General features: G+C 57.1%; 17 protein-coding genes and 4 pseudogenes. 9 read left to right on the top strand and 12 right to left on the bottom strand.

Annotated elements, in window-relative coordinates; genetic code table 11:
- Positions 1-17: 17 nt before the first annotated feature.
- The 5 genes from RX330_RS10310 to RX330_RS10290 all read right to left on the bottom strand — a co-directional run bounded on the left by RX330_RS10310 (position 18) and on the right by RX330_RS10290 (position 7,704).
- Positions 18-1,046: an IS110 family transposase gene (locus RX330_RS10310; protein ID WP_007596425.1), complete on the bottom strand. Its 1,029-nt coding sequence runs from the start codon at positions 1,044-1,046 to the stop codon at positions 18-20.
- 304 nt (positions 1,047-1,350) lie between these two features.
- Positions 1,351-3,327 carry a RiPP maturation radical SAM C-methyltransferase gene (locus RX330_RS10305; protein ID WP_317242909.1) on the bottom strand — a complete coding sequence of 659 codons (1,977 nt, stop codon included), beginning with the start codon at positions 3,325-3,327 and terminating at the stop codon, positions 1,351-1,353.
- Between the two features lie 294 nt (positions 3,328-3,621).
- Positions 3,622-5,199 carry a B12-binding domain-containing radical SAM protein gene (locus tag RX330_RS10300; protein WP_317242908.1) on the bottom strand — a complete coding sequence of 526 codons (1,578 nt, stop codon included), beginning with the start codon at positions 5,197-5,199 and terminating at the stop codon, positions 3,622-3,624.
- Positions 5,200-5,589: 390 nt separating this feature from the next.
- The gene (locus RX330_RS10295) at positions 5,590-7,080 is read right to left on the bottom strand and encodes a S10 family peptidase (protein ID WP_410707533.1); all 1,491 of its coding nucleotides are present in this window, start codon (positions 7,078-7,080) and stop codon (positions 5,590-5,592) included.
- Between the two features lie 264 nt (positions 7,081-7,344).
- Positions 7,345-7,704, bottom strand: coding sequence for a hypothetical protein (locus RX330_RS10290; RefSeq protein ID WP_317242906.1), 360 nt, complete (start codon positions 7,702-7,704; stop codon positions 7,345-7,347).
- Positions 7,705-7,918: 214 nt separating this feature from the next.
- On the opposite strand from RX330_RS10290, the pseudogene RX330_RS10285 reads away from it, so the two are divergent.
- Together RX330_RS10285 and RX330_RS10280 are read left to right on the top strand one after the other, a co-directional pair.
- Positions 7,919-8,126: pseudogene (locus RX330_RS10285) on the top strand (IS630 family transposase); the annotation flags it as partial.
- Between the two features lie 636 nt (positions 8,127-8,762).
- A complete protein-coding gene (locus RX330_RS10280) occupies positions 8,763-9,875 on the top strand; it encodes a hypothetical protein (protein WP_317242905.1) in 1,113 nt (370 codons plus the stop codon).
- Between the two features lie 117 nt (positions 9,876-9,992).
- Here the strand turns inward: RX330_RS10280 and RX330_RS10275 are convergent.
- From RX330_RS10275 to aepX, 3 genes and pseudogenes are all read right to left on the bottom strand, one after another.
- Positions 9,993-10,533, bottom strand: a pseudogene (locus RX330_RS10275) (IS630 family transposase); the annotation flags it as partial.
- Between the two features lie 472 nt (positions 10,534-11,005).
- A complete protein-coding gene (locus tag RX330_RS10270) occupies positions 11,006-12,637 on the bottom strand; it encodes a glycerophosphodiester phosphodiesterase family protein (RefSeq protein WP_317242904.1) in 1,632 nt (543 codons plus the stop codon).
- A 308-nt stretch (positions 12,638-12,945) separates the two neighbouring features.
- Positions 12,946-13,806 (bottom strand): phosphoenolpyruvate mutase, encoded by an 861-nt coding sequence (gene aepX / locus RX330_RS10265; RefSeq protein ID WP_317243878.1) that lies wholly within the window; start codon positions 13,804-13,806, stop codon positions 12,946-12,948.
- 181 nt (positions 13,807-13,987) lie between these two features.
- Between aepX and RX330_RS10260 the strand changes: the two are divergent.
- From RX330_RS10260 to RX330_RS10230, 7 genes and pseudogenes are all read left to right on the top strand, one after another.
- Positions 13,988-14,268: pseudogene (locus RX330_RS10260) on the top strand (transposase); the annotation flags it as partial.
- A gap of 116 nt (positions 14,269-14,384) precedes the next feature.
- A pseudogene (locus RX330_RS10255) lies at positions 14,385-14,808 on the top strand (transposase); the annotation flags it as partial.
- Positions 14,809-15,376: 568 nt separating this feature from the next.
- Positions 15,377-16,585, top strand: coding sequence for a pyridoxal phosphate-dependent aminotransferase (locus RX330_RS10250; RefSeq protein WP_317243877.1), 1,209 nt, complete (start codon positions 15,377-15,379; stop codon positions 16,583-16,585).
- Positions 16,586-16,609: 24 nt separating this feature from the next.
- Positions 16,610-17,425, top strand: coding sequence for a phosphocholine cytidylyltransferase family protein (locus tag RX330_RS10245; protein ID WP_317242903.1), 816 nt, complete (start codon positions 16,610-16,612; stop codon positions 17,423-17,425).
- A complete protein-coding gene (locus tag RX330_RS10240) occupies positions 17,422-18,042 on the top strand; it encodes a CDP-alcohol phosphatidyltransferase family protein (protein ID WP_317242902.1) in 621 nt (206 codons plus the stop codon). Before RX330_RS10245 ends, RX330_RS10240 begins: the two co-directional genes overlap by 4 nt.
- A gap of 43 nt (positions 18,043-18,085) precedes the next feature.
- Positions 18,086-19,216, top strand: coding sequence for a PLP-dependent aminotransferase family protein (locus tag RX330_RS10235; RefSeq protein ID WP_317242901.1), 1,131 nt, complete (start codon positions 18,086-18,088; stop codon positions 19,214-19,216).
- Positions 19,217-19,242: 26 nt separating this feature from the next.
- On the top strand, positions 19,243-20,064 hold the full coding sequence (locus tag RX330_RS10230) for a class I SAM-dependent methyltransferase (protein WP_317242900.1): 822 nt from the start codon (positions 19,243-19,245) through the stop codon (positions 20,062-20,064).
- A 708-nt stretch (positions 20,065-20,772) separates the two neighbouring features.
- On the opposite strand, the gene RX330_RS10225 is transcribed toward RX330_RS10230, so the two are convergent.
- The 4 genes from RX330_RS10225 to RX330_RS10210 form a co-directional block, all read right to left on the bottom strand.
- Positions 20,773-22,044: an extracellular solute-binding protein gene (locus tag RX330_RS10225; RefSeq protein WP_317242899.1), complete on the bottom strand. Its 1,272-nt coding sequence runs from the start codon at positions 22,042-22,044 to the stop codon at positions 20,773-20,775.
- A gap of 109 nt (positions 22,045-22,153) precedes the next feature.
- Positions 22,154-23,155: a succinylglutamate desuccinylase/aspartoacylase family protein gene (locus tag RX330_RS10220; RefSeq protein WP_317242898.1), complete on the bottom strand. Its 1,002-nt coding sequence runs from the start codon at positions 23,153-23,155 to the stop codon at positions 22,154-22,156.
- 264 nt (positions 23,156-23,419) lie between these two features.
- Positions 23,420-23,902: an HIT family protein gene (locus RX330_RS10215; RefSeq protein WP_317242897.1), complete on the bottom strand. Its 483-nt coding sequence runs from the start codon at positions 23,900-23,902 to the stop codon at positions 23,420-23,422.
- A gap of 220 nt (positions 23,903-24,122) precedes the next feature.
- Positions 24,123-25,616 carry a porin gene (locus tag RX330_RS10210; protein WP_317243876.1) on the bottom strand — a complete coding sequence of 498 codons (1,494 nt, stop codon included), beginning with the start codon at positions 25,614-25,616 and terminating at the stop codon, positions 24,123-24,125.
- Positions 25,617-26,580 lie beyond the last annotated feature (964 nt).

The following is a 26,580-nucleotide window of genomic DNA, read 5'->3' as shown; positions in this document are numbered from 1 at the left end:
GAACTTGCGAGCAAATATCAGATTGGCTTCGGCTGGCCCCAGTCGAACGACGTGCCATCGACCCAGATGCAGTGGAGAATCACGGCGATCTTTCGGGCGATGGCGACCTTTGCCTTCTTCATGCCGATCCGCTTGGCGAGCTTCATGCCCCAGGCCTTTAGGGAAGACCACTTTTTGGTTCGATAAAGAAGGACAGTGGCGGCCTCGAACAAGTAAGTTCGGAGAAGCCGGTCGCCCCATCGAGATATCTTTCCGTTGGTGTCGGTTTCGCCGGATTGGCTGCGCCTCGGCGTAAGGCCTAGGTAGGCGCCGACCGTCGAAGCCGATCGGAAGCGCGAGGGGTCATCGATCGTGTGGCGGAACGTTAGGGCCGTCACGACACCGACCCCCGGGACCGTCATCAGGCGACGCGTCGTGTCGTCCAGCTTTGCCAACCGGCGGACCTCGTTGTCGAACTTACCTTGTTGTTGACAAACGTTCTCATGGATCGAGAGCAGCGGCGATATCACGCTGAGAAGCAAATGATCGACGCCCAAGAGTTCGCTGACCTGGTTGCGGAATTGTTGGCCGATCGCGCGAGGGAACAGCAATCCACATTCCTTGATCAAGCTGCGAACTTGGTTCTCGATGTCTCGGCGCATGGACACTAGCCGAGATCTGGCGACAAGGATCGCTCGGATCTTCTGGCTTTCCTCACTTTTGACTTTTACCTCTCGATACCATCCAACCCGCACCAGTTCGGCAAGCCCTCGCGCATCATTCTGATCGCTCTTGTTCATTCGGACCGACAAAGCTGCGTGCGCATGCCGAGCGTCGATGCAGACCACCGGAAGTTCAACCCTGCGGAGTTCATGCCATAGCCAACTTGCCATCGCACCGGTCTCGAAGCCGATACGCTCGGCATGAGGCGCATGTTTGTTAAGCAGGTCAGTCAAGGCACCAGGATTAGACCTGGCTTTCCCTTCGAATATTACTTGACCGGTCTCGTTGACAACGCACACAGCGGTTTCTCTCTGTGAGACGTCCAGCCCGACATACTGCTTCATGGGAGCTCCTTCGAATCATTTGATTGCGAGGGCTCAACGATAACGGAGGTTGTCTGCCACGAGCGCCGACCGCAATTACGTCATCGTGTTCAAATTTGGCTCGGACACGCTTGGCAAACACGTTGTGCAAGCGCATTCCCTCCTTGAGCTCTTCCGGCGCCCACTGTTCGCCGTGCTGCCAGTCCGGAGGAACATACAGAGACAAAACTTCCAAAAGCTCGAAATCTCCGCTCCGCCATACTTGGCATCTCGTCGTGCGCCCCAGAAGAAGCGTCTCCCTCCGAGATGCCCCCCGCAGTTTTCCTCATTCACGCGATGTACCCAATGGCGCGGCACGTCGGTCGAAATAGCCTCCAGGGAACGCAGTCATCGGAGGGATTGGCGTATAGGGCTGCCAGAGCGCGAGCCCAACCAGCCGCGCATCCAGCCGCACAATCAATTTGCGAGCGATCATGTCAGCTATCGCAGCCTCAATCTCGGCCTGCATTACATTTGTCCCGCTCAGCTGTTCGCGCAGGCGGGTTTCAGGCAAGCCTTCGTCCGCAGCCAGAAGAATTTTCCGCGCGAGGCCCCTGACCCGGTGTTCGCGCTCGACTGCAATGGCTCGCGTGTCCTCGACTATGATCTCGTCGCCGCTGTCCCGCATCGACAGCATAGACAACCTCGGCTCGCACCAGGCTTTCAGCCAGGCATCGATACCCTTGGCGACAGCGCTTAGCCCCGGGCGGCGATTAGCGCTGCGCGCCGCGAAATGACCGCCGACATCGTCGTCTTCACTGTCTTCGAAGTAGTAAACCTGATCCACCAGATCGCGCTCCGACAACGGATAGACGTAGCGATAGGAGACGGCCGGGCGCAGCTTCAATCCATGTTTCTCGGCTGCGTAGTGATAGGGGCTGTAGCGCTGGTACCGCAAACGCACCGCAGGTCCCGGCTGTAGATGATGCAGCAGCGGTAGCAAAGGAGCCATTTCCGCATACCATGCGTCGCTCTCGCCCGGGAAGCCCCACAGCAAACTCCAACTGACCCGCACACCGTGCTGACGGCACCACTTCAAGAGTTGGACATTATGCGCTGAGCTCGTTCCTTTGCGCATCAGCTTCAAAACACGGGTATCCAGGCTCTCAATACCCGGTTGGATCCAGCGGACGCCGGCGGCAGCCAGCTTCTCCACTTCGTGGCGCTTCAGGTTGGCTTTGACCTCAAAGAAGATCGCGAGCTTCTCGGGTAGCGCGGTGAGGCGAGGCAGCGCCTTTTTAAGGTAGTCAGTGGCCAGAATATTGTCCACCGCTTCGATGCGCGAAGAACCGTAGCGCGCCGACATCTCAATCATCTCCTCTGCGGCCTGCCTCGCGGGTTTCTGGCGATAGGTCATCGATCCGCCGTTCAGCCCACAAAACGTGCAGTGGCTCCGCTCGCCCCACCAGCAGCCTCGAGAGAACTCCATCGGCAGCCCGGCATGGATGCGGTCGGCGTAGAGCGACGCGTTGAGCTCGGCAAAATAGTCCGAGAAATCGGGCAGCGGCAGGTCACCCATGTTCTCGATCACTGCGCGGGGCACTAAGTCGCGCGTCGACGCAGCGGGATAACCGGCCTCGCGATGCGCCGGACCGAAAACGCCAAATGGCAGGTCAGCAGGCGGAATGTCTCTGCCGCGATTAAGGATGTCCCAACACAGCGGGCCGATCAGTAAGTCGGCCTCGCCCGACACGACATAGTCGACCCATGGGAAGCGCATGTGAGTGCTCCGCCCCATTACCGACTCGCAGTTTGCGCCCCCCATGAGAGTGACAAGATCCGGTGAGCGCTCGCTCAGTCGGCGCAGCAACGCGAGCGAGGGAACATGCTGGGTGAAGGTCGAGCTGCACCCGACCATGGCCGGCCGCTGCTCCAATATCTTGTCAGCCGTCCAATCAATAAACCCGCCGATGAGCGAGCGCAGCCTGAGGAAATTCGCGCGACGCTCGGCCAAAGATTTGCCTGCGTGTATCGGGTTGCGTTCGAAATAAAGGTCCAGGAAGGCGCTTTCTTCAGGCTCGAAGTCGGGAAAAGCAACGCCCGCGAACAGCCAATCAACCAGCGCCTCCTCTGGCGGGCAACTCTCAAGAGGCCCATAGTCGGCAATGCCCATGTATTCCAAAAACCAGATGTTGGGATATGCTATCGTGGCTTGCAGCCCAGCCTGGGTCAGCGCTGACTTCAGCAGACCAAGCGCCAACGACGGTCTTTCGACTGCCGACATAGGCATGTTGACTAAGACGATTGGCACATCGATACTCATGTGATGCCACAATATTTGTCGTAGACTAGGCGCGTTCGCCCGGCCGCAGCCTCTTGCGCTGGACGGCAATGCGAACTTCTGCGCGACTCCGTGATTGGAGCCGTGAACATGAAGTCAACTAATTCAGCGAATGCCCTAGGCGGCGCGCTTCGAGCCATGTTTCCGTGTCACGTTCGTTGCATGGAGACTGGAAAGCATGAACGCGCTAGTCCGGCGGAGGGTGCTAGAGCCGAGCGGTGAATGAGTCGACACACCGCTTCGCTCTCGACATTAAGCGGTGCCACGCCGCAAGGATCAGTTCGGGTCGAGTAGTTCTTGACGGAGGGCGTGCAGCGTTCCAGTCGTACTCGACGATGCGCAAAAAAAAGAGGACTTCGCTCGAAGCCGCGAGCGCGGAAGTCCTTCGGTCGCGTCCAGCGCGGAGCTACCAAAGCCCATCCGGCCGAGCTCAGGCAAGTGGTAGGCGAGGTCGTGCCGCCGCAGTTCGGTCGCAAGCGCGTGGAATTCGACCAGTTCCTCGTCCTCGAGTGCCTTTGGCGCGCTGATGGCGTCGATCGCTTTGTCGTAAAGGCGAAGATGGCTCTTGTGCCAGCGCTTTAGGCCCGTATAGGCGTGAACCACGTCTTCGTCGGCCAGACGATAGTTTCGGTTGCCAGTCCCATCGACGTTGGCGTCGATCAGGTTTCGTTTTCGCAGCAGCCTCGCGAACGGCGTTCCTTCGGCCGCATACATCTCGGAGAAAATTCCCTTGCTGATCGTCCAAACGTAGTCCGACATGCGACGGTGATTTTCCCGCAACTCTTCCATCGTCGTGCCGTGATCAAAGAGAATGTGCCCGGCTTGCACGTAGATGGCGTGTTTCTTGAAGACATCAAGGGCTTGCAGGTTTTGATCAACGCTTGCACTCTTCGCCATCCTCTTCAATGCGGATTCCGAATAATTCTCAATACCGCACGAAAACGCGAAGAAGCCGGCTCGCTTGAGCTGCCTAATTGCCTCGTCGGTCACGCGATCCGCTCTGATCGAACCTCGCAAGCGCACGCGCAGGCCTCGCGATTGAATATCGTCGGCAAGTTCACGGCACCAGAGCTCGTCTCGAGGCGGCTCAATAAGGCTGTCGTCGATGACTTTGAAACACGTCGCCCCGAGGCGGCTAACCTGCTCCAGCTCGTCGACGAAGTTTTCGATCGAACGCTGCCTCCAATGCGAACCATCCGATACTTTCGCAAAGGCAACGATCGAGCAGAACGTGCAGTGGGCCGCGCAGCCGCGTGACGAAAGCACGGGCACAGCGCTCCGCCGCTCAAGTGAGGCGCGGATCGTGTCGCGGCTAGGAAAAGGTATGGCGTCAAGGTTCGCGACCGCTGGCCTGCGCCCGCTACGAACGATCTTGCCGTCGTGTTTGTAGCGGATACCTGAAATGTCGGAGAGGTCCAGTTTACCGAATGCAAAGTGCTCGCTCAACTCGCAGACAGTTTCTTCGGCCTCGCCGAGGACCACGACGTCGAACCCAGCGTTCAGGAACTCATCCGGGTGAAAGGTCGGCCCGTAGCCGCCGGCGATCGTCGGGGTTTGTAGACCGCGCTGATGAAGCAGCTGCATGACTTCGATTGCCCGAGCCATATTGGATCGGTAGCAGGAAAATCCGATCCACAGCGGAACCGGCAGCCGGGCTATCGAATCTACGATCTCGTCACTCGTCAGACCGCCCAGCCAACCGTCGATGATTTGGACATTCGCCCCCTTGCTTCTGAGAATACTCGCCAGGTAACCGAGCCCCAAATTTTCCTCGGCGGTACGGTGCGTGATCGGCGCTGGCGTAGCCAGAACTATCGGCGGAATACCGCGTAAGGGTAAGGCTGCCTCGCGCAACGCGAACCTCTCGGTATTCCGTGTACAGTTACGACTAGCTGTGAACGACACTCCAGAGGTGCTTCCCATTGACGCTCCTATGATACCAGTTGTGCAGAACTGCTCTCTGAGGAGATTTAGGTTGTACGTCAACAAGATTGACGCAATGCAAGGGCAGATAGGAACACTCAAGAAGCCGTTTTCAAGCACCCGCAGAGTCGGGCAAGGAAAACCTCACCCGAGTCGGTAACAATGATGCGGCACAAGCGACAAGAAGTAGGCTCCCCTGATCCACAACCAAAACCGGGGGAAGCATGAACTTACACGTCGAAGCCGGCGCCATGAGCAGCTTCATCTATAACTATGCTCGTGCGAACACGAGCATGCTTGTGACCTAGTTCGCGGCGCGGGTTACTTCATAATCGCTTCGGCCTCTGCACGAAAAGCCTGGCGCGAGCCATCTCGTGAATAGAACATGTGGCCGCCTGGGTAGACTACGAGTTTGACGCGCGGTGCTGAAGCAAATGGCGGCAATTGGTCGAGCACGATCTGTGATCCGAGATAAGGCGTGGCGAGGTCAAACAGGCCGTGCCCGACCAGCAATTTCATCTTCGGGTCGGTTGCGAGAATCTGGCGCAGCTCCGACAGCGACTCCGGAAGGCCGCGGCCGTAATCCCAAGCCTGCCCGACCGCGCGGTTGACTAGCTCATAGGAGCCGTCCGGACGCCAGTTTAGCTTGCGCGTAAGGAGATCGACAGTGGCGCTGGTCAAAGGTGCGAGCAGCGTGTCGCTCGACGGATCGCGGGAAAGATGGAAATCCGAGTCCGGAAACGGATCGAGGCCACGCACTGAGGCGTCATATCTGCCGATTAACATGCCGTTCTTACGATCGAACTCACGGCGAAACTCGGCGAGGTCGAAGCGGCCCGCGAGCCTGCGACTCACCGCCTGATCGATGCCGGTCAGCGCCGCGACCTTGTCGGCCAGACGCATGGTCGCTTCCCTGTCCGCCTGACCTTTGATGAGGTCGATCAGAAACTCTCCGCGTGCATAAGCTTCCACGTCGGCGAGATCGGCTCGCTTTACCGGACCCTCGGCTTCACGCAGGGTCGCGACATAGCTCGGCAGTGTTGCGATGTATTGCAGCAGGCCAGTGCGGGCAAATTGGCCATAGTCGAAGAGTGGCGATACCATTATCAGACCCTTGACTCCTATGCCCTGCCGCATCTGCAACTGGTGCACAACCTTTGGCCCGCGAATGCCCCCATAGCTTTCACCCACGATGTATTTCGGCGACAACAGCCGGTCATGCTCTTCGAGCCAGCGACGGACCACCAGCGCGAGCGCGTTGACGTCGCCGTCAACTGAAAAGAGCCGCTTGCGCACATCATCGCCGGTTCCCACGAAACGGCTATAGCCTGTGCCTACGGGGTCGATAAACACCAAATCGGTGAAGTCGAGCCAAGTCTCCGCGTTTGGCCTCACCTCCGGAAAAGTGGATGGCGTGACCTCGTCTGCATTGATCGGCAGCCGCCACGGTCCGGCATTGCCGAGCTGCAGCCAGGCCGATGATGAGCCCGGTCCTCCGTTGAAGAAGAACGTTACCGGGCGCGTGCCGCGATCGGTGCCGTCAAGCTGATAGGAGGTATAGACGATGTCGGCCTCCGGCTCGCCCTTCTCCTCGAACAGGCGGATGGAGCCGGCCGTCGCGATGAAAGAGAGCGTCCGCCCAGGGAGATCAAGCGTTTGCCTGGTGCTGGAGTCCGGGGGCAGGCGATGCTGCTCGGCGACCGACGGCGTACTCGGCGCTTGGCCGGCGCGTTCGCCGGGGCCGCCGTTCTGGCCGGCTGGCGTCGTGGCATTGGCGCGCGGCGGCGGATTGTCTGCCTGCGCGCTCCCCATGATCCCGCTGGCAAAAAGGATCAACGCAAGAGAGGTGGTGCACAGTGCGGTCGACGACATAGAGGTTCTCCTGTGCAGGGCTTGCACTGTTGATGCGCGAGGCGTGTCGGTGAAAACGACCTAGTCATTAGCTCATGCGTGGGAACAACAAACCTACTAGAGTCAGCAGTTGTCACCGTCGGCGGGTGCAGATCATATGCCCCCACCATCGCCAATCGCCCCGATTGGCGGCTTGACCGCTGATCAGCTCAACGCGCTCGGCCTTCACGGCATGGCCAAGGCCTTCGTCGACATCGGAAGTCCCGCTCGATGTCGCGGGAACTGCTTCAGTTTTTCAGGGATCTCCGACAGCGATTTCTCAAAATTCTGGAAATACGCGTCTCGCGATGATGAATACTGGACCAAGTCGCGAAGTTCGAAGACCCGTGGAAGCTCCCGTCGATACACGTTTATCCTCCGCCACACCAAAGGGCGGCGACCAGAGCGAAAATCGCGGCGCCCGCGAAACCCATAGTGACTGCTGACGTAGGCTTGCTCTGATTGTAGGTGATTCAACAGATCGGCCAGGTCGTCGGCGTCTTCCAGGGGAAGGCCATTTTGGGCGACGTCATTGATCAGCAGCAAAACCAGTGCGGATGTCGTAAACCGTCCAGCCGTTCGTCTCGGATCGAATATCGTATCGTACAGTCATTCCTCATCATGACACGCGGCATGGTTGTTTCAAATCTTGTTTGCAAGTGGAGAGAACGATGCATTTCCGTTGTGCAGGGCGCATCCGGCTTCGCCGGTTCGACTCTAGCTACCTATCCAGCGACGAACGGGGTCCTTGTCCTTCGGCATCGATGAGAAAAGCCAGATCCAGGCACTCGAACGCGAGCTACCGGCCTTGGCGGTGATGCCTGGGGTACCGCGGCGGCCCAGATACGTGCGCCGTCGATGCCTGCTGTCTGCAGCGCTCGATGTCACCTCGGGCTTCCGTCATCGGCAAACGCCTCAAGCGTCATCGAGCCATCGAGTTGTTGAAGTTCTTAAAAAGAAACGATGCTCCAGGCTTCGATATCGATGAACGCTCCGTGTTGTCGCGTTCAGCACTGTTCGGTTTGATACGTTTATGGCAGAGACCCGACACCGAGACTCGGTGCTACGTTGGCGCAGTGCAAAGCGCATCGTTTCGTCAACGGCTCGCACAGCATCTCTTGTGGCACGCCGATTGCCTATAAGTGGCAAACAATCTGTTGCGATCACCGCCGTCGTGAAATCGCATGGAGTAAATTGTGACCACCGTGGCGCACGTTTAACGTCACAACTGAGAGATTGGGAAGTGATGACAACTCGTGCGCGCGCATCGGCCAGCAAGGATGGACTGCAGAATACTCGGATTGATCTCGCCGCAGCGCTTCGGCTGATCCACCTGCTCGGCCTTGATGGCGCATCCACAACCAAATCTCGATCCGCGCCTGGCGCGCATGATCGCTTTCTGATCATTAGTGAGGAAGGATGCAGGGCTGAAGCAGTTCGACAAAGGAAGTCGCCGTTTCATGAAAGCAGCCGCAGCACTCCAAGCCCCAGACATCAAAAGCAAGCGATCTCATCGGGGCCGCCGTGGCGTGTGACGGATTTTAAGTCGCAGGCATGGCGCTCGGTCGATCTAAGGAATCCGTTGCGGCAGGTGGAGTGCGGCCATGAGCATTCAGAAAAAGAGGATCGCAAAATTCGATCTTGCACTCAAAAATAGGCACGGTGTTCGTATCGAGGAAGTCTTCAGACTTGGCGCACTGAGAGACGGAATTCAACTTCTCACGACCGATATATCATTTCCAATTCTTGGGCAAATCATACCGAGACTCGAAATCGAGATATTTGGCCCGCAGTTCGTCAAAAAGATCACCGTACGGATCAATTCGAACTCGCCATTTATGTTTGACGGAGAGGTCCTCTTTGCATCAATAAACGACGAAATTGAACAAGTCCGTTGTCGACAACATATTGACCCCGAACGCTCGCCTACGGGTATGTACAATTTCGGTATGATGCGCGCGAATGGCGCCCGGAGTTTCGTGTTCGATTATCATGTTTACTGCTGTTATTCGTGCGAGTTCTGTTTTAAAGAAAATGAGTGGGAGGCGCTGGCCATTCAGGGAGGTGATACTAATTACAAGGCCAATTTTCAGGAGTGTTTGAATTATGCGGACAGGAATGGCCACACGTTTGATGACAAATACGATATCGTTTGGCTATGCACTGGAAGCATCAAGGATGAGAAGACCGAATTGGATCGACATTCGACAATCTCTCGTCGGCTCAGAGAGGCGGGGTATACAAAGAATATTTACGTATCCCAGGTGGTTCCGCCGAGCATCCGAAACGACAGGGATAAGCGAAGAAATTACCTTTCAGTTCTGAGAGATGCTGGCGTTTCGCGATTCAACACGGGGGTCGATATCGTCGATGCCGGAATGCGAAGAAAGTATATCCGTGGCCTGAAGGGCGAATACACTTTTGAAGAGTACATGGCGATCTTTGCCGACGCAGTCGACGTGTTTGGTCGGTTCGGAGCCGGAAGCTGCCTTCTGGCCGGAATTGAGGCTGCAGAGAACACGATTAATGGATTGGAAGAATTGGCGAAGATCGGCGTAGCACCTGCTCCGACGGTGTTGACACCGTTCGTCGTAAAGCAAATGGGCATTCCATTCTCGTTCGATCTCGAAGAGCTGATAGATACCCATGTTCGCTTCAACAATATTGTCGCCCGATATGAGCTGCCAGTCTTCTCCGGCGTATTCAGCTTGGCTTGAGGCGTCGATAGCTACAATCCATGCGGCGTTGTTGGCTCAAAACTAGGAATCCATGAGCGCGCCGCCAGGTTCTTGAAGGATCGCTATGAAAGCCCGCTGGACCTAGCTAGTGGTTCATCACAGTAATTTTGACTCTTTGGCGATGGTTGGATATGCGCGGCCGAGTTTGGCGCCGGCTTTGTCGGTTGTGAACATCCATTTGATGCGGTCTCGTGCTTCTGTTGCCATGCTGCGATCTCTTTTCGGAGCCGTTTGGCGTCGTCGATGCGGCGGCCGAGACACTGGCGCTGCAGCACGCTGATCTCGCACTCGACCATGTTGAGCCAACTGACGTGTTTCGGTGTGTAGTAGAATTCGAGGCGACGCAGGATGCGACGGGCCTCGGCGGGCGCAAATGCTTGATACAGCGCGCCGGCGGACTGATCGACAGATTGTCCTGCACGACACGGATACTGGCGGCATCGGGATAATGGACGTCGACGAGTTCACGCATGCAGTGAGCGTAGTCCACGGCGGCGCGGCGGCCTGCTATCTTGACGTTGCGCCAGCCGCGATGCGGATCGAAGTTAACGAAGAGATTGACGGTGCCGTTGCGGCGGTACTCATAATCGTAGCGCTCGCGCTGTCCGGGCCTGGCCGGTATCGGCTGACGCACCTCGGAGCCCAAGTTTCCGAGATCAGGGAATTGCGTTCTGATGTGATCACGTTCATGTCGTGTCGCTCCTCACGCATCTGCGCGAACAGGAGAGCCGGCCAGACGCGGCGAGTATTCCCCGACGTCGCCATGTACTGAACGGCACCGCTGCACACGGCGCGGATGCCCTTTATGCCAAGAAGCAGGCGATCGTTCGGCAGCCGACGGAACGATGTGATGGTTAGGTAACACTGGTTGCTGCTTTTTGCTCTCATGCACGAGCTTAGCACTACGTGCTTCTGCGTGAATGCGGCAGGCGGAGGTCAAGCGCTGTCTCGTCCGCCGATTCACGATGGCGGGCCGCCAACTGACGCGGTCCTACTCTTGCAGGGCTTCATGTTTGGATTTCTTCGACTGGCCAGCTCATCATATCCCTTCGCAGCTTTCTGCAGGGGGCGTGCAACAATCGTGGTGCAGATCACCATCGGCCATCGGCTCACCGATGACGTGGATCGCTCATCCAGCTCGGCTTGTCACTGATAACCTTCGGTGCGGCGATAATGGATGCCGGGTTGTAGTGGGCATCTATCGGAAAGGCATAATCCGCATGGCTGCCCTCAGTGATATAGCCGGTGGCATAGAGCGTCTCCAAATAAACATTGTCGGACAGCAGCACGTCGGCATAGGGCTCAAGCGCGCCGAAAGTGGCGCGGAACTCCATGTCGGGACGGCCGGGCAGGGTGATCGGCACGCCCTGAGCACTATAGTAAAACTTCTGCCCGTTAACGGAGAACGCTTCCGAGATATAGGACGCCGTGACAGGCGTACTGGCGAACTTCTTGCCCGCTGCCTGGAATTTCGCGGTCACCTGATTCATCTTGTCGAAGTTGTCGGTTCCCTTGAAACGGGAGATTTCCACCATGGTGAGATTGCCCAGCCTATCGAAGGAGGTCAGCCAATCGCCGGCCTGGGTGACCTGGTCTTTATCGATGTGAGGCGACTGGACGTTTTCCGCTTTGATGAGGACCGGGATCAGATTGAGTCTGTTGTTCAGCTGGACCGGGACATTGGCCTGCACCAACGCATCGAGTACTTTGGTTGTCTTATTTTCCCAGCGCGCAACGTCGCGGTCGGTAATCGGCACATAGGTCGAATAGATCTTGATGCCGAGGTGCCTCCGCACGTCAGCATTCTCAAGCGCCGACAGCGCCTTGATTGCTGCGATCGTCGATACCTCGTCCTTGGGGTCGATGATAACGTTGAACTCATCGCCGCTTCTATTCTTCTCGCGAACGTAATCGATGATCTTCTGCAGGTCTTCCATCTGTTGCGGATTGCCGTGGCGGTCAAGCGCCGGAAGTCGTTCATTATTGATGGGATTCCATATCGAGAGGTTCATGTTCTTGATTTCCTCGGTAGGGACATCCGAAATCAGGCAATTGTTCGGATCGCCGGTAACCCGCCCGAGTGTACTGTCATGAATCATCCAGGCATGGCCGCTCTTATCCGCGCGAAGATCGAGTTCGACACGGTGGAAGCCGTGCTTAAGCGCGTTGTCGGCGGCTGAAATGGTGTTTTCGAGAATGCCCTTGGAATTATCGAACAGACCGCGGTGCGGCAGTATTTGCTTCCGATGCGGATCGATGCCGCGGGTCTTGGCTTCGGGGCCGGTCAGGAAGAGATCCTTCCCGTAACCGGAGGTGTCGATTTCGGACTCTGCGTCGGCAAGAGAGCGCCTATCCAGACCGAAGCTGGATTTCCAAGCGGCCTTGTTGCCGGCCGCCAGCCACTTGGTGATCATCTTGTTGACGGTGTCATCGACGGGATCGTCCGGATCATTGGAGCCAAATTTTTGGGTTGTCTCGCCACATGCGGGAACCCGCGGCTGCACCCAGCCGATTTGGGTTTGCATGGCAGCCTTCGCCTCGTCTCCCGCGTTCGCATCGGTGACACTGCCAGCCGCAGCTGAGGCGACAACTATGGTCCCAATCAACCCTAGCCGGGTCAGTTGCTTGCGCCAGCGGCGCATACTGCAAGAGAACACGTTGCGAACGGCGTCGCCACGCAGATCTGTCACGTTGGCGACGGTGCCCGAAGAGTTGAGCAGAACTGTCCCTTGCCTTAACATCCGTCGGTCTCAAATGTTACTTGTGGTTGAAGTTGCGGTGTGGAGTCTACGAGCTTTCTTGAAGAGGAAGACGGATCACCGTCCCCGTTGGCGCCTCTTCAAGAGAGGAAATGAGCCCGTAGATCTGCAGCATGTTCGGATCAGCCGCGCAAGAGCTGTCGCGCCCGTTTATAGCGTATCTGATTTTGGGAGGGAACGCCTGTGCTTCACTGAAAACTACGGTGGAGCGTACCAGTAAGGCGGCCGATTGCATGGCGGTGGTCCTTCGAGAATGAGTTTGTTTGCGTTTAAATGAGAGGTCATCGCCCTCAGTCAAGAGGGTGAAGATAGCGCGCTTCCGCGCGGGCAAGTTCGTCATACCTCAACAGTTCGAAGACCTCATCGAGCGTCGCAATATTGGGCTCGATACCGGCAACGCCTTCTTCGGCAATGATACGACGGCAGATCTGCTGCATTGCCGCTATTGCAGCTCGCACTGAGTGGTTGGCCCAGATCACTGTTGAGATGCGGGCATTACGATACGCAGAGACTGGTGTTCGATAGTATGTCGTTGGCACGATCACGACGGGCAATCGGCTTTGCCAGGTGCGCGTGAAGGAAAGAACCTCGTCCGCGGTGCTCTTTCGCGAGTGAATCAGGATCGCGTCCGCACCCGCGTCTGCGTAAGCGTGAGCGCGTAATATGGCTTCGTCCATTCCATGCCCCGCGATCAACGCCTCGATCCGGGCCACGAGGACCAAGTCTTCCGCGACTGTATCCTTAACTGCCCGCAGGCGGCCGGAGAATTCGTGGATATCGGCGAGGGGGTGACGATCGCCAATGAGCGAGTTCATCTTCGGAAAGCAGCTGTCCTCCAGCGCAACGCCGGCAGCGCCTCGTTGACGGAGCTTGCGGGCAAGGAGGCGTGCATTGTTGAAATTCCCGAAGCCGCCATCGCCGTCAACCAGAACAGGCAGTTTGCTCGAGTCCACGATCCGCTCGACTGCATCGACAAGTTGGCACCATGACGCTTCGTTGACATCACGATACCCAAGAGAGGAGGCAATTGAAAGACCGGACGCCCAGAGACCTTTGAACCCTGCCCGCTCGGCGATCGCAGCGGAGAGGCCGTCATGCGCTTCCATGAGGAAGGAGAGTTCAAGATTGGAGCAAACCTGTGCACGCAGCATTTCTGCGGGCGAGGATGCGGTGCATCGATCAGGACCGTTGGCGAGTACAGATTGTGGTTGACGTTTCATGCCGAACACCCCAGGAGCGACGGTTGAGCAACCCGACAGAGCAGCCCAACCTTCAATCGGCATCACTCGGCTTTTCTGACATCTAGATCAATTAGCAGGCTTGATAGTTGACGGGGCGTTCCGCGCCCGTCCGGTCGAGGGCGAGGGCTCTCTCTGTGGATCGACGCCACCTACGTGAAGGTGCGCCAGCAGGGGCGCATTGTCTCGGTCGCGGGGATCGTCGCGATCGGCGTACAGTGATGGCCGGCGCGAAGTCCGGGGACGTGGATGTCGGCCCATCCCCGGATGGCGTCCTGCGCAGGCTCGCGAGGCGGGGTCTGCGCGGCCCTCAAGCTAGTGAATCTCGGACGCCCACGAGGGCATAAGGCCGCCGCCAAGGTGCTGAACGCCACGTGACAGCGCTGCCGAGTGGAGGTTGTTGAAAGAGTTCGCGCGAACTGATTCCGTTTTCCTTGTGAGTCGCGGTCGGAGGGGCGCCATATGCTGGGAAGGAACAGAATCAGCTAGAGCTGTTCGTCACCTCCGCGCTTCGCCAGCAAATGCCCGACGACCAGTGGCGGTTCGGGTTGATCGCGTACTCTATTCTTCTGGGCTACACCACGAAGTCTCACTGCTATTTCTTCGGCGATGGCCGGGCGATTATCCGGAAGTCGCTGTACGGTTGATGCTCGCTGGGCTGTCACTGGGCATCCTCGACGATCGGAGGCTCAAGTCAATGTCGCCATCCGATGGTTCGTCGGCTACGGACCGCATGACGCTCTTCCCGACCACTCCAGCTTGATACGCATCCGCGAGCGGTGGGGTGCAGAGCGCCACCGCATGATCTTCAAGCGGACGGTCGGGGCGCGTCTCAAGGCGAAGATCGCCACCGCTGAGGTCGTTCACGTCGATGCATCGCTTATCCGCACCACTCTGAGCTCAATAAGCATCGTCGGTAGAGCGGGCGGCACTCTCACGATCAGACTGCGGCATGTTTCAAGCGCCTCGTGCATCGACATGTTTGCAAATGATAGAAGCCATCGCCAAGGGCAAGTCTAGAGCTGCTCGACTCCGAGCACCGTAGAGCCGCAACTCTCGTCTCAATTCTAACGACTTATGTTTGCGCTCGGGTCAACTACCAACGTTAGTATCTGATCTACTGATGGGAGCAAACTATTTGTCGGATGAGCATCGGGCTACGCAAACATCAGCTGCAAGGAGTTCAGCATGCAGACTCACTCACAATCTGTTCTGGCCGACGGCCGCGATCGATGCGTTGGCTCCTCGGTTCCAAAATACTGTGTGCTCAGGTCTGCTCCAACCGCGCCCCTCCTTGTAAGTGCATGAAGGGCATCTTGGCGCGATGAAGAGGTCGCCGGTCTCAATGAACTCTAAAGCCCCATTTGGCTACGACGCGGTTGTCGATCGGAAGAGTGATATCCGCCGAGGCAGATCGCGTACCGGCGGCGAAGCGGTTGCGATCACCGTAACAAATTCGACCATCGATGCAGGAGGAGCGCAGATGTTGGCGCAACGGATGTCTTTGCTGCCAGTTTCGGGCACTGCCGCCGCCCGTGAGGCGGCTAAGATAGCTGCCGCGACCGGCCGTCAGATCATCGATCTGGCCGACGGCGAAGTCATCATCGAGCCACCATCATCCGTGCGCGAAGGAGCGATTGCCGCCATCAATGCCGGGGCGAACCGGTATACCGATTCCATCGGCCTGACGCCGCTTCGCGGCGCCGTTGCCGCAAAGCTGTCTGCGGAAACAGGCATCGACTGGAATACGGATAACATCGCTATCACTGCGGGTGCAAAGCAGGGCCTGCTCGACGCTGCCTTGGCGGTGTTCAATCCTGGAGATGAGGTCATCATCATTCGCCCCTGCTGGCCGACATTCCCGTCCCAGGTTCTTCTCGCTGGCGCAAAGCCCGTGTTCGTCGACGTTCGCCCCCCGACATATACTCCTGATATTGTCGCAATTCGCGCCGCTGTCAGCCCGCGCACGAAAGCCGTTATCATTAACTCGCCGAACAATCCGACCGGCGCAGTCTATGATCGAACGACTCTACAAGCTATCGGCGATCTCGCGATCAACTATCAGCTCTGGATCGTTTCCGACGAAAGCTACTCCAGCTTCGTATTCACCGGTTCGCGCCATGAGTCGATCGTCATGGCGCATCCCGGCGTCCGTTCAAGGACTATCCTGGTCAACGCCTTCTCAAAAGAGCTGGCGATCACCGGTTGGCGCCTGGGTTACTTCGCAGCTCCGCCGGAGATCGTTTCCGCGGCCAAGAAGCTGCAAAGCCATACGACCTCGAATGCCAATGTAATCGCACAGCACGCCATCCTGCATCACCTTCAAGTTGGCGACGGCAGTTTTGAACGAAAGATGCATGAGCGTCTGTCCGACGCTCGCAACAATGGCCTTCGCATCCTCTCTGGTCTGCAGGACGTAAGCTTGCCGGGCGCCGACGGCTCGTTCTTCTTCTATCTCGATCTCAGTAGGCTTGTCTCAGCTTTGCCGGCCAGCGGCCACCTTCGATCCACCGACGACATTGCACGATTGCTCCTGGAGGAAGCCGATGTGGGATCCGTTGCCGGCGGTACCTTTGGCGACGTGAATGGCCTGCGTCTCTGTTTCGGTGCTCCACCAGACCTGCTGGAGACGGGACTGAAACGCGTCGTCGAGACCCTGAACAGCCTGAAGACCAGGCAAGCAACGGCTTGAAGCTTGCCGGAAGGACGTTTCAAAATGCTCAATGGTACACGGGCGGTGATCCTTGCCGCAGGAATGGGCTCCAGGCTGCGCCCCTACACGGAATTTGTTCCGAAACCTTTGGTGGAGGTGAACGGAACCCCGATGCTGCACAACGCGCTGCATCAGTTGTCTGAGCTCGGGGCTCGCGAAGCAACCATCGTCGTGGGTTATCGCGAAGAAGCCATCGAACAGTCCTGCGGCCATCGGTTCGAGGAGGTCGACATCGAGTATGTCCACAATCCCATCTTCGATCGGACCGGCAGCGCCTATTCCTTATGGCTAGCGCGAAATACAATGCTTGCCGGCGACGCCGTCTTTCTCGAAGGCGATGTGTTCTTTGAGCGCGAAGTCCTCGAAAGAACACTTCGAACGGTCTCATCTACCAAGCAGAGCGTGGCGGCTGTGGCGGCGTTCAACGCAGCAATGAGTGGTTCCGCCGTCGAGCTGGCTGACGATGGTTCTGTCGTCGCGTTCGTCATGAACCAGACGCCCGTCGAGGCCCAGGCCAGGGGTCTCTTCAAGACCATCAACCTGACGCGCTTTTCCGCGGACGCCTCGCGCGAACAGGTGGTGCCAGCATTGCACCAGGCTGTGGAAAGCGGGCATCGTACGGCCTATGTTGAGCAGGTCCTCGCACGGCTTGTCGAGCAGCGAGAGCTGCAGCTTTCAGCGGCGGATTGCAGCGATACCCGCTGGTTCGAAATCGATAGCAAAGATGATCTGCGCCTAGCGGAGAAGATTTTCGCGCCGTCGATGGGCCGGGCAGTTTCCGTGGCGAGTTCCATCCCGCTGACGGGAGCAAGGCGATGATCGGGTATCTGCGTGACTATGCAAATGCCATCACCGCCCTCGCCTATCTGTTTGCCGTCATCGGGCTGTTCCTGGCCTTAAACGGCAAGATAGAGCTCGGCGTTGCGGCAATGCTCTGGACCTGGTTTCTGGATCATTGGGATGGGCATGTTGCCCGGAAGATGCGGCATCTTCGCCGTCCAGGTGTGGCGGAGTTCGGGAAAAGCTTCGATGGATTTGCCGATCTCATTCATGGCGTTGTGTTCCCGGCCACGATCGTTATCCTTCTTGGTCAAGGCACGATGCTTTCGCTCGTCGCGAGCTTGGCGCTGGTATTGGCGGGCGCGATCAGGCTCAGCTATTTCGAAAATGTAGGACTCACATCTGACGCGCGATTTATTGGCATTCCAGTTTCGTACGATACGCCAATCCTTACTATCCTGCTGCTCGCTCGCCCGTTGTTATCGGACGATGTTTTTCCGACGATTGTTGCGGCAGCATTCATCATACTCGCGCTGTTACACGTGAACACAGCAATCCGCGTCCCAGCCATTCGTGGAATTGCGGTGCCGATCGCGACGGGCTTTGCAATCGCCGGCTCGATCGCGCTGGCAACTGTCGCAGGTATTGCCCGTTAAGCCGATCGAACATCGTTGTGGCTTTCAAGCCAGGGAGGGAAAAATGGACGATCTTTCAAACGTTAGCGAAGTTGCACAGGCTTCCGCACGGCTCATCGACTTCGGACGCAATTTTCCGCCTCCGAGTCCGCTTGTCGGGACTGCAATCCAGGAGTCCTTTTCCTATCTTGCGAAGACGAATATTGCAGAGGCTATTCGATTTCCTCGTTTCAACGGCACAGCGAAGGATCGTGAAGCCGGTGCCAACTGGCTCGCACGGCGACTTGAAGGAACGCCGGATCCGGAGGGAATAGTGCTCGCTAACGGCACGCAGAGCATCCTCGCTATGTTGCTTGCGTACTATGTTAAACCAGGTGGCGTGCTCCTTACGGAGGCACTTACCTATCCTGCGATCAAACCACTGTCGCATCTATTTCGAGTAATTTTGTATGGCATCTCAATTGATGCGGAGGGGATTGAGCCTGAAAGCCTTGATCGTGCGTGCAACAAGTTCAAGGGGAAGGCGCGCGCCTTATACTGCATGCCTACTCTTCACAATCCCACGTCAGCGATTATGACCGAGACGAGGCGACAAGAAATCGCGAAGATCGCGCGCCGTCATAATCTTTCGATCTTTGAGGACGACATCTATGGCGTCCTTGCGCAGAACGCTCCTCCCCCCCTTTCTGCGTATGCGCCCGAACGCAGCTGGTACATCTCGGGTCTCAGCAAATCCTTGGCTTGTCAGCTTCGGGTCGCCTACGTTGCGGGTCCAAGTTTAGCGATGACGCAGAGGGTATTTTGGCCTGGGGTTAGAACGACAAATTGGATGGTTGCGCCTCTCATCGCGGAGATCGCGACCCATTGGCTAACGACTGGCGTGGCATCTGAAATTATAAATTCAGTGCGCCTCGAAACGAAAAGCCGACGGAATATCGCGGAAGAGGCGTTCGGCATGCCATTCGATATCGATCCGGCAAGTTACCACCTCTGGATCAAACTGCCCGACCACCTAAGCCTCAATGATTTTGTCGAAGCTTCGAAGCAACGAGGTGTTGTCGTCGGGGCTGGAGATTCCTTCGCCGTTGGTTCGTCTCTAGGCAGCACAAGAGTCCGGATCGGACTTGGGGTCGCCGCCGATCACGACCAACTTCGCAACGGCCTGTCGATTATCGGCAAACTTATCAGAGCATAGCTTTCGGAGATTTTTGAAAGGTTACGATGACTACCAAATTTCCCAATTTTGAGACCCCCTGGTCCGAGTTCACTGGCGAGGGCGAAAGCTATGACCTTTATAGACCCAGCTATCCCGCTGAAGTTGCGAGTGTGATCATTGATCACGTCACCAACAAACGCTTCGACGCCCCTATTGTGGACGTGGGAAGCGGCACAGGAATTTTCACAAGGGTGCTCGCCGCGGAAGCGCAGGGAAGGCTCTCCGTTATTGGAGTTGAGCCGAACGCAGACATGATCCAGATTGCTGGTAAGTCAGCGCCCCACGATCTGCAAATCACGTTCCGCATTGCACCAGCTGAGCGGCTGCCATTTCCAGACAAGTCTGTGTCTGCCATCGCGGCAGCTACAGCGGCCCACCGGTTTGATAGACAGATGTTCTACACCGAGGTCGCGCGCACATTGCTCCCAGATGGGATGTTGGCGCTTGTTCACAATCGACACCGATACTGGGACAGCCCGGCGCTTGCCGAATACCACGAATTCGTAGAACAGTGCATTCCAGAATATCGCAGAGGCACCTTCACAACCGTGGCTGGAACGTACTCGACGATCGACTTTTACAGCGAGCTCGATGCTGACCTCCGATTCGCAGACGTGAACGTTCGGCATTGGAATTGGGATTTTGATGTGGACCTTTCACACTTCCTTGCACTGAGTTTCTCGTCCAGCCTCATGCAGCGATCTGCCTCGGCGATTGGCAAGCAAGCCGTTGCCGAAAAGCTAACCGAATTATTTGAGCGATACTCGCAGGAAGGTCTACTGCGTCAACCTCACGTGACCGAAGTGACATTAGCGACAAAGCGATAATCGATGTCATCATTGCCTCTAGTTTGAATGGCCCTGGGCCCCTACGGTCTACCCCGGATCGCACGTCTCGCCATTTGATGGAGGACTCGAAATGCCGCTTTCCCTGTGTTGTCAATTGGAATGCCTACTCAAGTCCTCGCCCATTTTATCGAAACGGCCTCGTTACCCCGGGCGCCACTCGTCGTGGACACGCACTCGGGAGGACGTAGCGTTAAATATAGGTGTTGCGCGATGATTGGCCGAGACAACACAGCAGGATAGGCTCATTGAACTTGTCCAGATCTTTGGAACGCCAATGACATTCGTTTTGGACAAGGAGGATTACAATGCGGGAAGTCTCTTCGCCGCCTGTGAACGCGTTGGAACTTCAGTTCTGGCCGCAGAACGCGGCGGAGGTCCAACCATCAAGATAGACGCTCTGCGGAGGAGATTTTACGAATAGTCGTGCATCTTGAAAATCCTATGCGAACTGCCTCTTACGGCACTGCTTCTTGGGGCAAACCACGAGTGACCATTCAGCGGTCGCGATATATAACCCTCGAGACCAAGACTCAAATAGCGATGATCTCATCATCAACTTGCTCGCTGCGGCAAGCTGACTCCCTCCCGGGCATGCCGAAGAAGCACTGGGACCGCCGCTGTCACCTTCACCATCTTTAGGGGCACGATCAACGGAGTCGCCGACCGACTATGCTTGCAGCTTTGCAATTATCCAAGGAGCTTCTTGGTTTGGCTTGCCATGTTCTGTAGTGCTTCCTCCGGTTTGCTGCCCCGGAACAAAACACTGCGCATTTGATCGGAAATCATCTCTACGATCTTGGCCGTGTTGTCGCTCGGGAATGAGAATTGGTCCCCCGTCACCGCAAGCCGTTCTACGATGTCCCGATGCAGCGGGTTAATCTTCAGATACTCGTCGAGGAATACGGCGTCCTTGAGAGCCACAAGATTGATGGGCATGTACCCGCTATTCTTCGCCAGTATCATCTGGCCCTTTTTGCTGGCGGCGAACTTCATGAAATCGAACATGACCTCTTGCTTGGCCTGATCTTTGGTGAACATGAAGAAACCATGACCAGCTCCGGCCAGTCGGCCCTGAGGCTCGACAGGAATCTGGGCGATGGCCAGTTCGAAATGCCCGGCCACCGCCTTCGCCGTCGAAGTCATGCCGCTTGCGGACTGAATATGCATGGCAGTGCTACCCGACTTGAACGCCTGGCGAGCCTGCTCCGCGGACATATCTGTCCTGACGATTTCACCAAAGCGCGCAAGAGTGGTAAGCGCCTGGAGACCTGCCGAGCCGTCGAAGGCAATTGCGTTCCGTACCGGGTTCATCATCTCGCCGCCGTAGGACGATATTAGGGTCTGGAACATCCAGGCGTTGCTGGCCTCGTATTCGATGAAACCGCCGCTGACCGTCTCGTTCAGACCCTTGACCTTGAGACCGACTTCATGAATTTCGTCCCAGGATGCTGGAGGTTTCGGATTCGAGTAACCCGCCTTACGAAGTAGGTCCATGTTGCAGTAGATGACGGGAATGGTCGTCCCGAACGGGACGCTGAAGACTTCGCCATTCACGCTTGCCGCATCGATCATCGTCTTCGAAAGTCCCAGCACTTCGAAACTCCCAGTGTCGCCGCCGAAGAGCTTGTTCAAAGGCTGCGCGATCTTTCTGTTGGCGAGAAACCGCGCATAGGTCAGGGCTTGCCAGGAGCCGTCCGGCAAGGAATTCACAAGAGAACCTCGGATCGTGCTGTTCAATAACGGGCCCCAGTTGTCCCCGTCAGCTACGAATTTGATCGACTTCGAGGGGTTATCGGTTTCGAATTGCGTCGTCAGTTCGGAGAGAAGGGCTCGGTAGGTCGGATTGGCCTGCGAAATCGTGACGGTCGTTTTCTGGGCGGCTCTGATGACGGCCGGCATGGCGTATACGGCTGTCGACACGGCTCCGGTCACCAGGAGGCTTCTGCGGGTGATCATCATATTGGTGTTCCGTTAAGGGGCAATCCGGTTCGGCGTGAGCAATCGCTCGAAAACTCCGATGCCGTTAATTGCTGTGATTGCTGACATGAGAGGAAACCGCGGGAGCTTCTTACGCCTCCGTCGGCACCGCGAGCTTGAAGAGGCCATCGCCGATCTGTGTCGCAACCTGCAGGCGACGGCAGAGTACGAACCCGGTTTCGGCGAAGTAAACCGGGATCGGCCTGGACCACGGTGTTTCGATAGAATGCAGGAGGCCGGCCAACTGGTCTTTGGTGACCCAGTCGCCTAGTTGCACGAGCGGCTCTAGCAGCCCGCTAGCTGGCGAGAGAACGGTTGAGCTGATCGGGAGGCGACGCATGAACGAGACCTCGGTAGCTGAGTTCGAGGGGCCATCACAAAGGACGCCGGCCTGATGCAGCAGACGCATGACGCCGGTGCGCGCCGGCTCCAGCGTCGACGGGTTGACTGATCCTCCTCCGCCGATTTCGGCAGAAATGTTGAGGACCCCGGCGCGGTCGCATGCTCCGAGAATGCTCGAATGGGAGTAATCTTCCTCATCGACGAAAAACGCGACCGGAAGTCCGAGTGCCTTGGTGAGATCCACGACGCGGCGTCGCCTGTCGCCATCGATGGTTCCAGAAAGCATTGCCGACGGGAAATAATCGATGGATTTACCGCCTGTATGGATGTCCACGACAAGTTCTGCGCGGGACATCAGGACCGTCTCGATGAAGTGCGCGATGCGCTCGGTCGCCGTGCCGTTTTCCCTGCCGGGGAAAACGGCGTTCAGATTCCCGTCGTCAAGGGGGGAAAAGCGCCGTCCGGCTCGAACGGCCTCGGCATTCGCGGCGGGAAGTACGATCAACTGGCCGCGAACATCCTCGACTTCTAGGGTGCCAAGCAGCGACCTTGCGATTAGCTGCCCCTCATATTCGTCTCCGTGGCAGCCGCCGATGACCACAACGCAGGGGCCGTCGCCGTTGCGTATGGATGTGACAGGAACCATAGAACATCCGAATGGCGATAGCTCGCTGGTCGTCCTCACGTTGAGATAGCCGTCCTGACGGCCATCCTTATCTAGATCAATGCCCAATTTAAACGGCTGGTTCATGAGCTCAAACACCTCCCGGTTTGACGACAATTCGAATCTGTGAAGCGGAGCAGAGACTGCTCTCTCCCACAAGCGATACTCCGCGACGGCAATATCGCTAGGTTCGCTCTAGGACATGTGTTCGCGAAACCTCGGTGGCGAATCTCAATCCGCAGGAGCAAGGAAGTTATTGAGATCGTAAGGTGCCTGGACCGCAGTCAGGGACGCCTCAATCGGAGACTCTAGAGGAAGGCAATGACGGGGGAGCACGACGAGGGTGCGCCTTCAGGAGAAGGAGATCGGAATCCGGTCGCGCTCGCAGAGCTTGGAAAGCGCCTCGCGCAAAGTGGCTTTCACCTCCGAAAACTCTTGTTCCGGTAGGAAGTGCGATTCGATCAACTTGTGGTCCAGCGTCCAGATCGAATCTTCAGGTAGCGGATCCGTGCCGTAACGGGGAACGATGTTCCAATGCACGTGAGCGAACGAATTTCCGAAGAATGCGACGTTCATTTTCTTCGCGCCAAAGGACAACTGAACTGCCTCAGCGACCATCGCCATTTCCAGAAGGTGCTTCGTGCGAATCTCAATCGGAAGATCATGCAGTTCGCGTGCCTTCCGTTTCGCGGAATAGAAGCAGTAGCCTTTGAAATACTGACGATTGCGGCTGAGCGTAACAATGCCTGTTTCGAGCTCGGCAACGAAATGACGCTCGTCTGAATTGTCGATCAACCGCAGGATTTCGGCCGGCGAATAGCTTTCATGAGCCATTATATATGTCTTTCTATATGGAGGTCCTTGGCCGTCCTCGCACCGAAGGGAGGACGGCCAATCGTCGATATCAGGATTTCGGAAGGCTCGTCACGTCGCGAACCGTTGCCGGCATCGGCCCTTCGGCGGTCTGCTTGAAGGGCACCATATTTTGCAGGTCGTCACGACGGATGTGATCCTCCTGGACTTCGGGTCGGGGTAGGCATTGGTTGAACGGATTTCACCAATTCCGCTGTGCGCGCAGAAGGATGTTCACGGCGCCCTGGTCCTTCAGCTCATAAGCAGCACCCGGTTTGGCAATACCTGACTGGGGCGGCAGCGTTACAGTGCTTCCGCCTGCATACTTTTGATCGAGCATGTTGTAAGCAAGCTCGGCTGTGAAGGACAGGTTCTTGACCGGGGTCCAGATTGCGCGTGCACCAACAACTGCGTAGTTGAAGTCGGGGTTGCAACCGGCAACGCCGCTCGATAGCGCGAGACCTGCTACGAATGCGCCGCAGACGTAACCTTTCGCTCTGCTGTCATACCGGACAGCAGCCCACGCTCCGTAGAGGCTGGTGGCCCAATGTGGATCCCAGTTGTGGGTGTACCCACCGTTGAAACCATAGACCGTGGTCAGCTCCTGACCGGCACCGGCGACAAAGACGGAGTCAGACACACCGCCAATCCCGAGACTTTGGTAAGCACCTGTTCCTCCGGTACTGCCGTATCTCGCGTAAGTCGTCGACATATAGCTGTTGAACCCATAGCGGCTTGCGCCATTGGCATACATGCCGCTCACATTGATGGTGTCACCCGGCCCGGTCGGGAGGTTCTTGATCGACAAGGCCAATTGCCCAGCCCAGCCCCACTTGTCGGCTGGATGACCAGTTGGCTCGGCCGCGCCATAATATGCGGCATGGTTGTCATGCGCTGCGACCGACGCCTGAAAGAGGCCCCAAGCTTGGTCAACGCGAAGCATAGCAACGAGATCTGGAGCTCGCGATCCCCCGATGTCGCTGGCACCGTACGCGCCGGTTGCGAGACCTACCGGCGTCGCGGCACTCACGTTCCAGATGTTGGTTGTGTATCTGGCGACCTGATCCTGGGCCGAGAAGGAAGCGGTGATGCCCTGACCGAAGTCGGCTGTATACGTGAATTGATTGACGGCATCTCCGCCGCCGCTGCCCGGCAGCTCGAAGATGTTCGCTGGATACTCGGTCCAGGGTGTGTTGAATTGCGACTGCGTTTGACCGAAGGTGAAGCCGGCGAACTGGATGAAGGCGAGGTACACCTGGAGGTAACCGCCTGCGGCCGTGTCACCGGAGTACGTGGTGGCACCGCCAGAGGGAGCGCCAGCACCGGCGTAGCCACCAGTGGTCCACTGGAGCAGGCCTTCGAAGAAGGTCCGAACGACGCCGTACTCGGTCGCGGTACGCGTATCGATGTCAAGGGCCTCACGAGACCGCATGCTGTAGTAGTTACTAAGGCGGTTGTTAGCTCCGGGCGCGCCGGTTACGCCGTTCGGCAAGAGAGTTGTGTCAAAACGCAGGTATCCGCCGAGTCTGATGCAAGTGTCGGTCCCCGGAATGTAGTAAAATCCGGCACCATGCAGCGAGCAGGCCTTCACGTACTCGATCGCTTTTGCTTTGACGGGAAGGTCAGCTGCTTGTGCGCTACTCAACGCGATGACAGCTGCCGCTGAAGTCAAGACAACCTGTTTGATCGCCCTTATGTACCGCGCACGCTCGCCATGGATCGGCCCATTCGGGGCAGAGCACGGCTCGATCTCGGCGGATCTAGAAGCCGGGTCCGAGTGCCCCATACAGCCGATATTTAATAACGGTCGTAAGGTTGACGCTAGATGGCACGTTTTCGCGTTCGAGTTTCGCTTGGCTACCTTCTTCGGCACAAAAGTCTCCATTCAAAAAGACGCAATCGTTGACTGTACGTTTTCGGTTTCCTAGCGAGACTAGGGCTCCAAAGCGTTCGGCGAGCGCAGGGATGGTCTCCCGTAAGACCGACCACTGGTAGGCGAGGTCTCACGTCAAATTCGACTAGCGTTCTGCCTGGGAAGATGAACTCAACATCTAAATTGTCGATGTCGGTTCGCTGAAACTGCGCTGACAGTTTTTGGATGAATTCGCCAAACGTACCTTCAGCCGAAACAAAGCTCCGGGCCTCGGTTAATCACTCGCTGAAGCGAATCATCCCTCCACGTGTTGTCGGACCATTCGGGCGGTTGAGGCCGCGATCGAAGGAGTCGAAATTGATGTTGGTCATCCGGATCATCTGTACTCACCGGCGTGGCAGTGCGAGGTTCGGCGATACAGTTGGTCTACGGAAATGCGCATCTCGAGCCGGCGATAGCGTCCAGGACTCCGAAATGCCAGACTCTGTCGCACGATGATCCCGATGCGACCAAGAAGACCCGCGGACGCCGAAATACAGAAACGCTTGGCAATGATCGGGTAGTTCTGATCATCGAGGGACCTAGCCTCTTGCAACCGAACGAAGCCTCGTACAGCGTCGCGCGCCAGCCTTAAATAAATAAAAATAGTAACGCTAGTCGGCTCCTTGCCCGTGACTGCCTGCTGACTCCGGCTTGGACAGTTTTGCTACGTTAGCTGAGTGAGTCGCTTATGATTTGGCAGGAAAATCTCACTCGTCCCACGCTAAGGAGAGGAATTCCTTTATGC

It is taken from the genome of Bradyrhizobium sp. NDS-1, assembly GCF_032918005.1.
In the GTDB taxonomy this organism is placed as follows: Bacteria; Pseudomonadota; Alphaproteobacteria; order Rhizobiales; family Xanthobacteraceae; genus Bradyrhizobium; species Bradyrhizobium tunisiense.
Note: the sequence above shows the minus strand (reverse complement) of the source record. Positions and strands in the feature narration are given on the sequence as shown.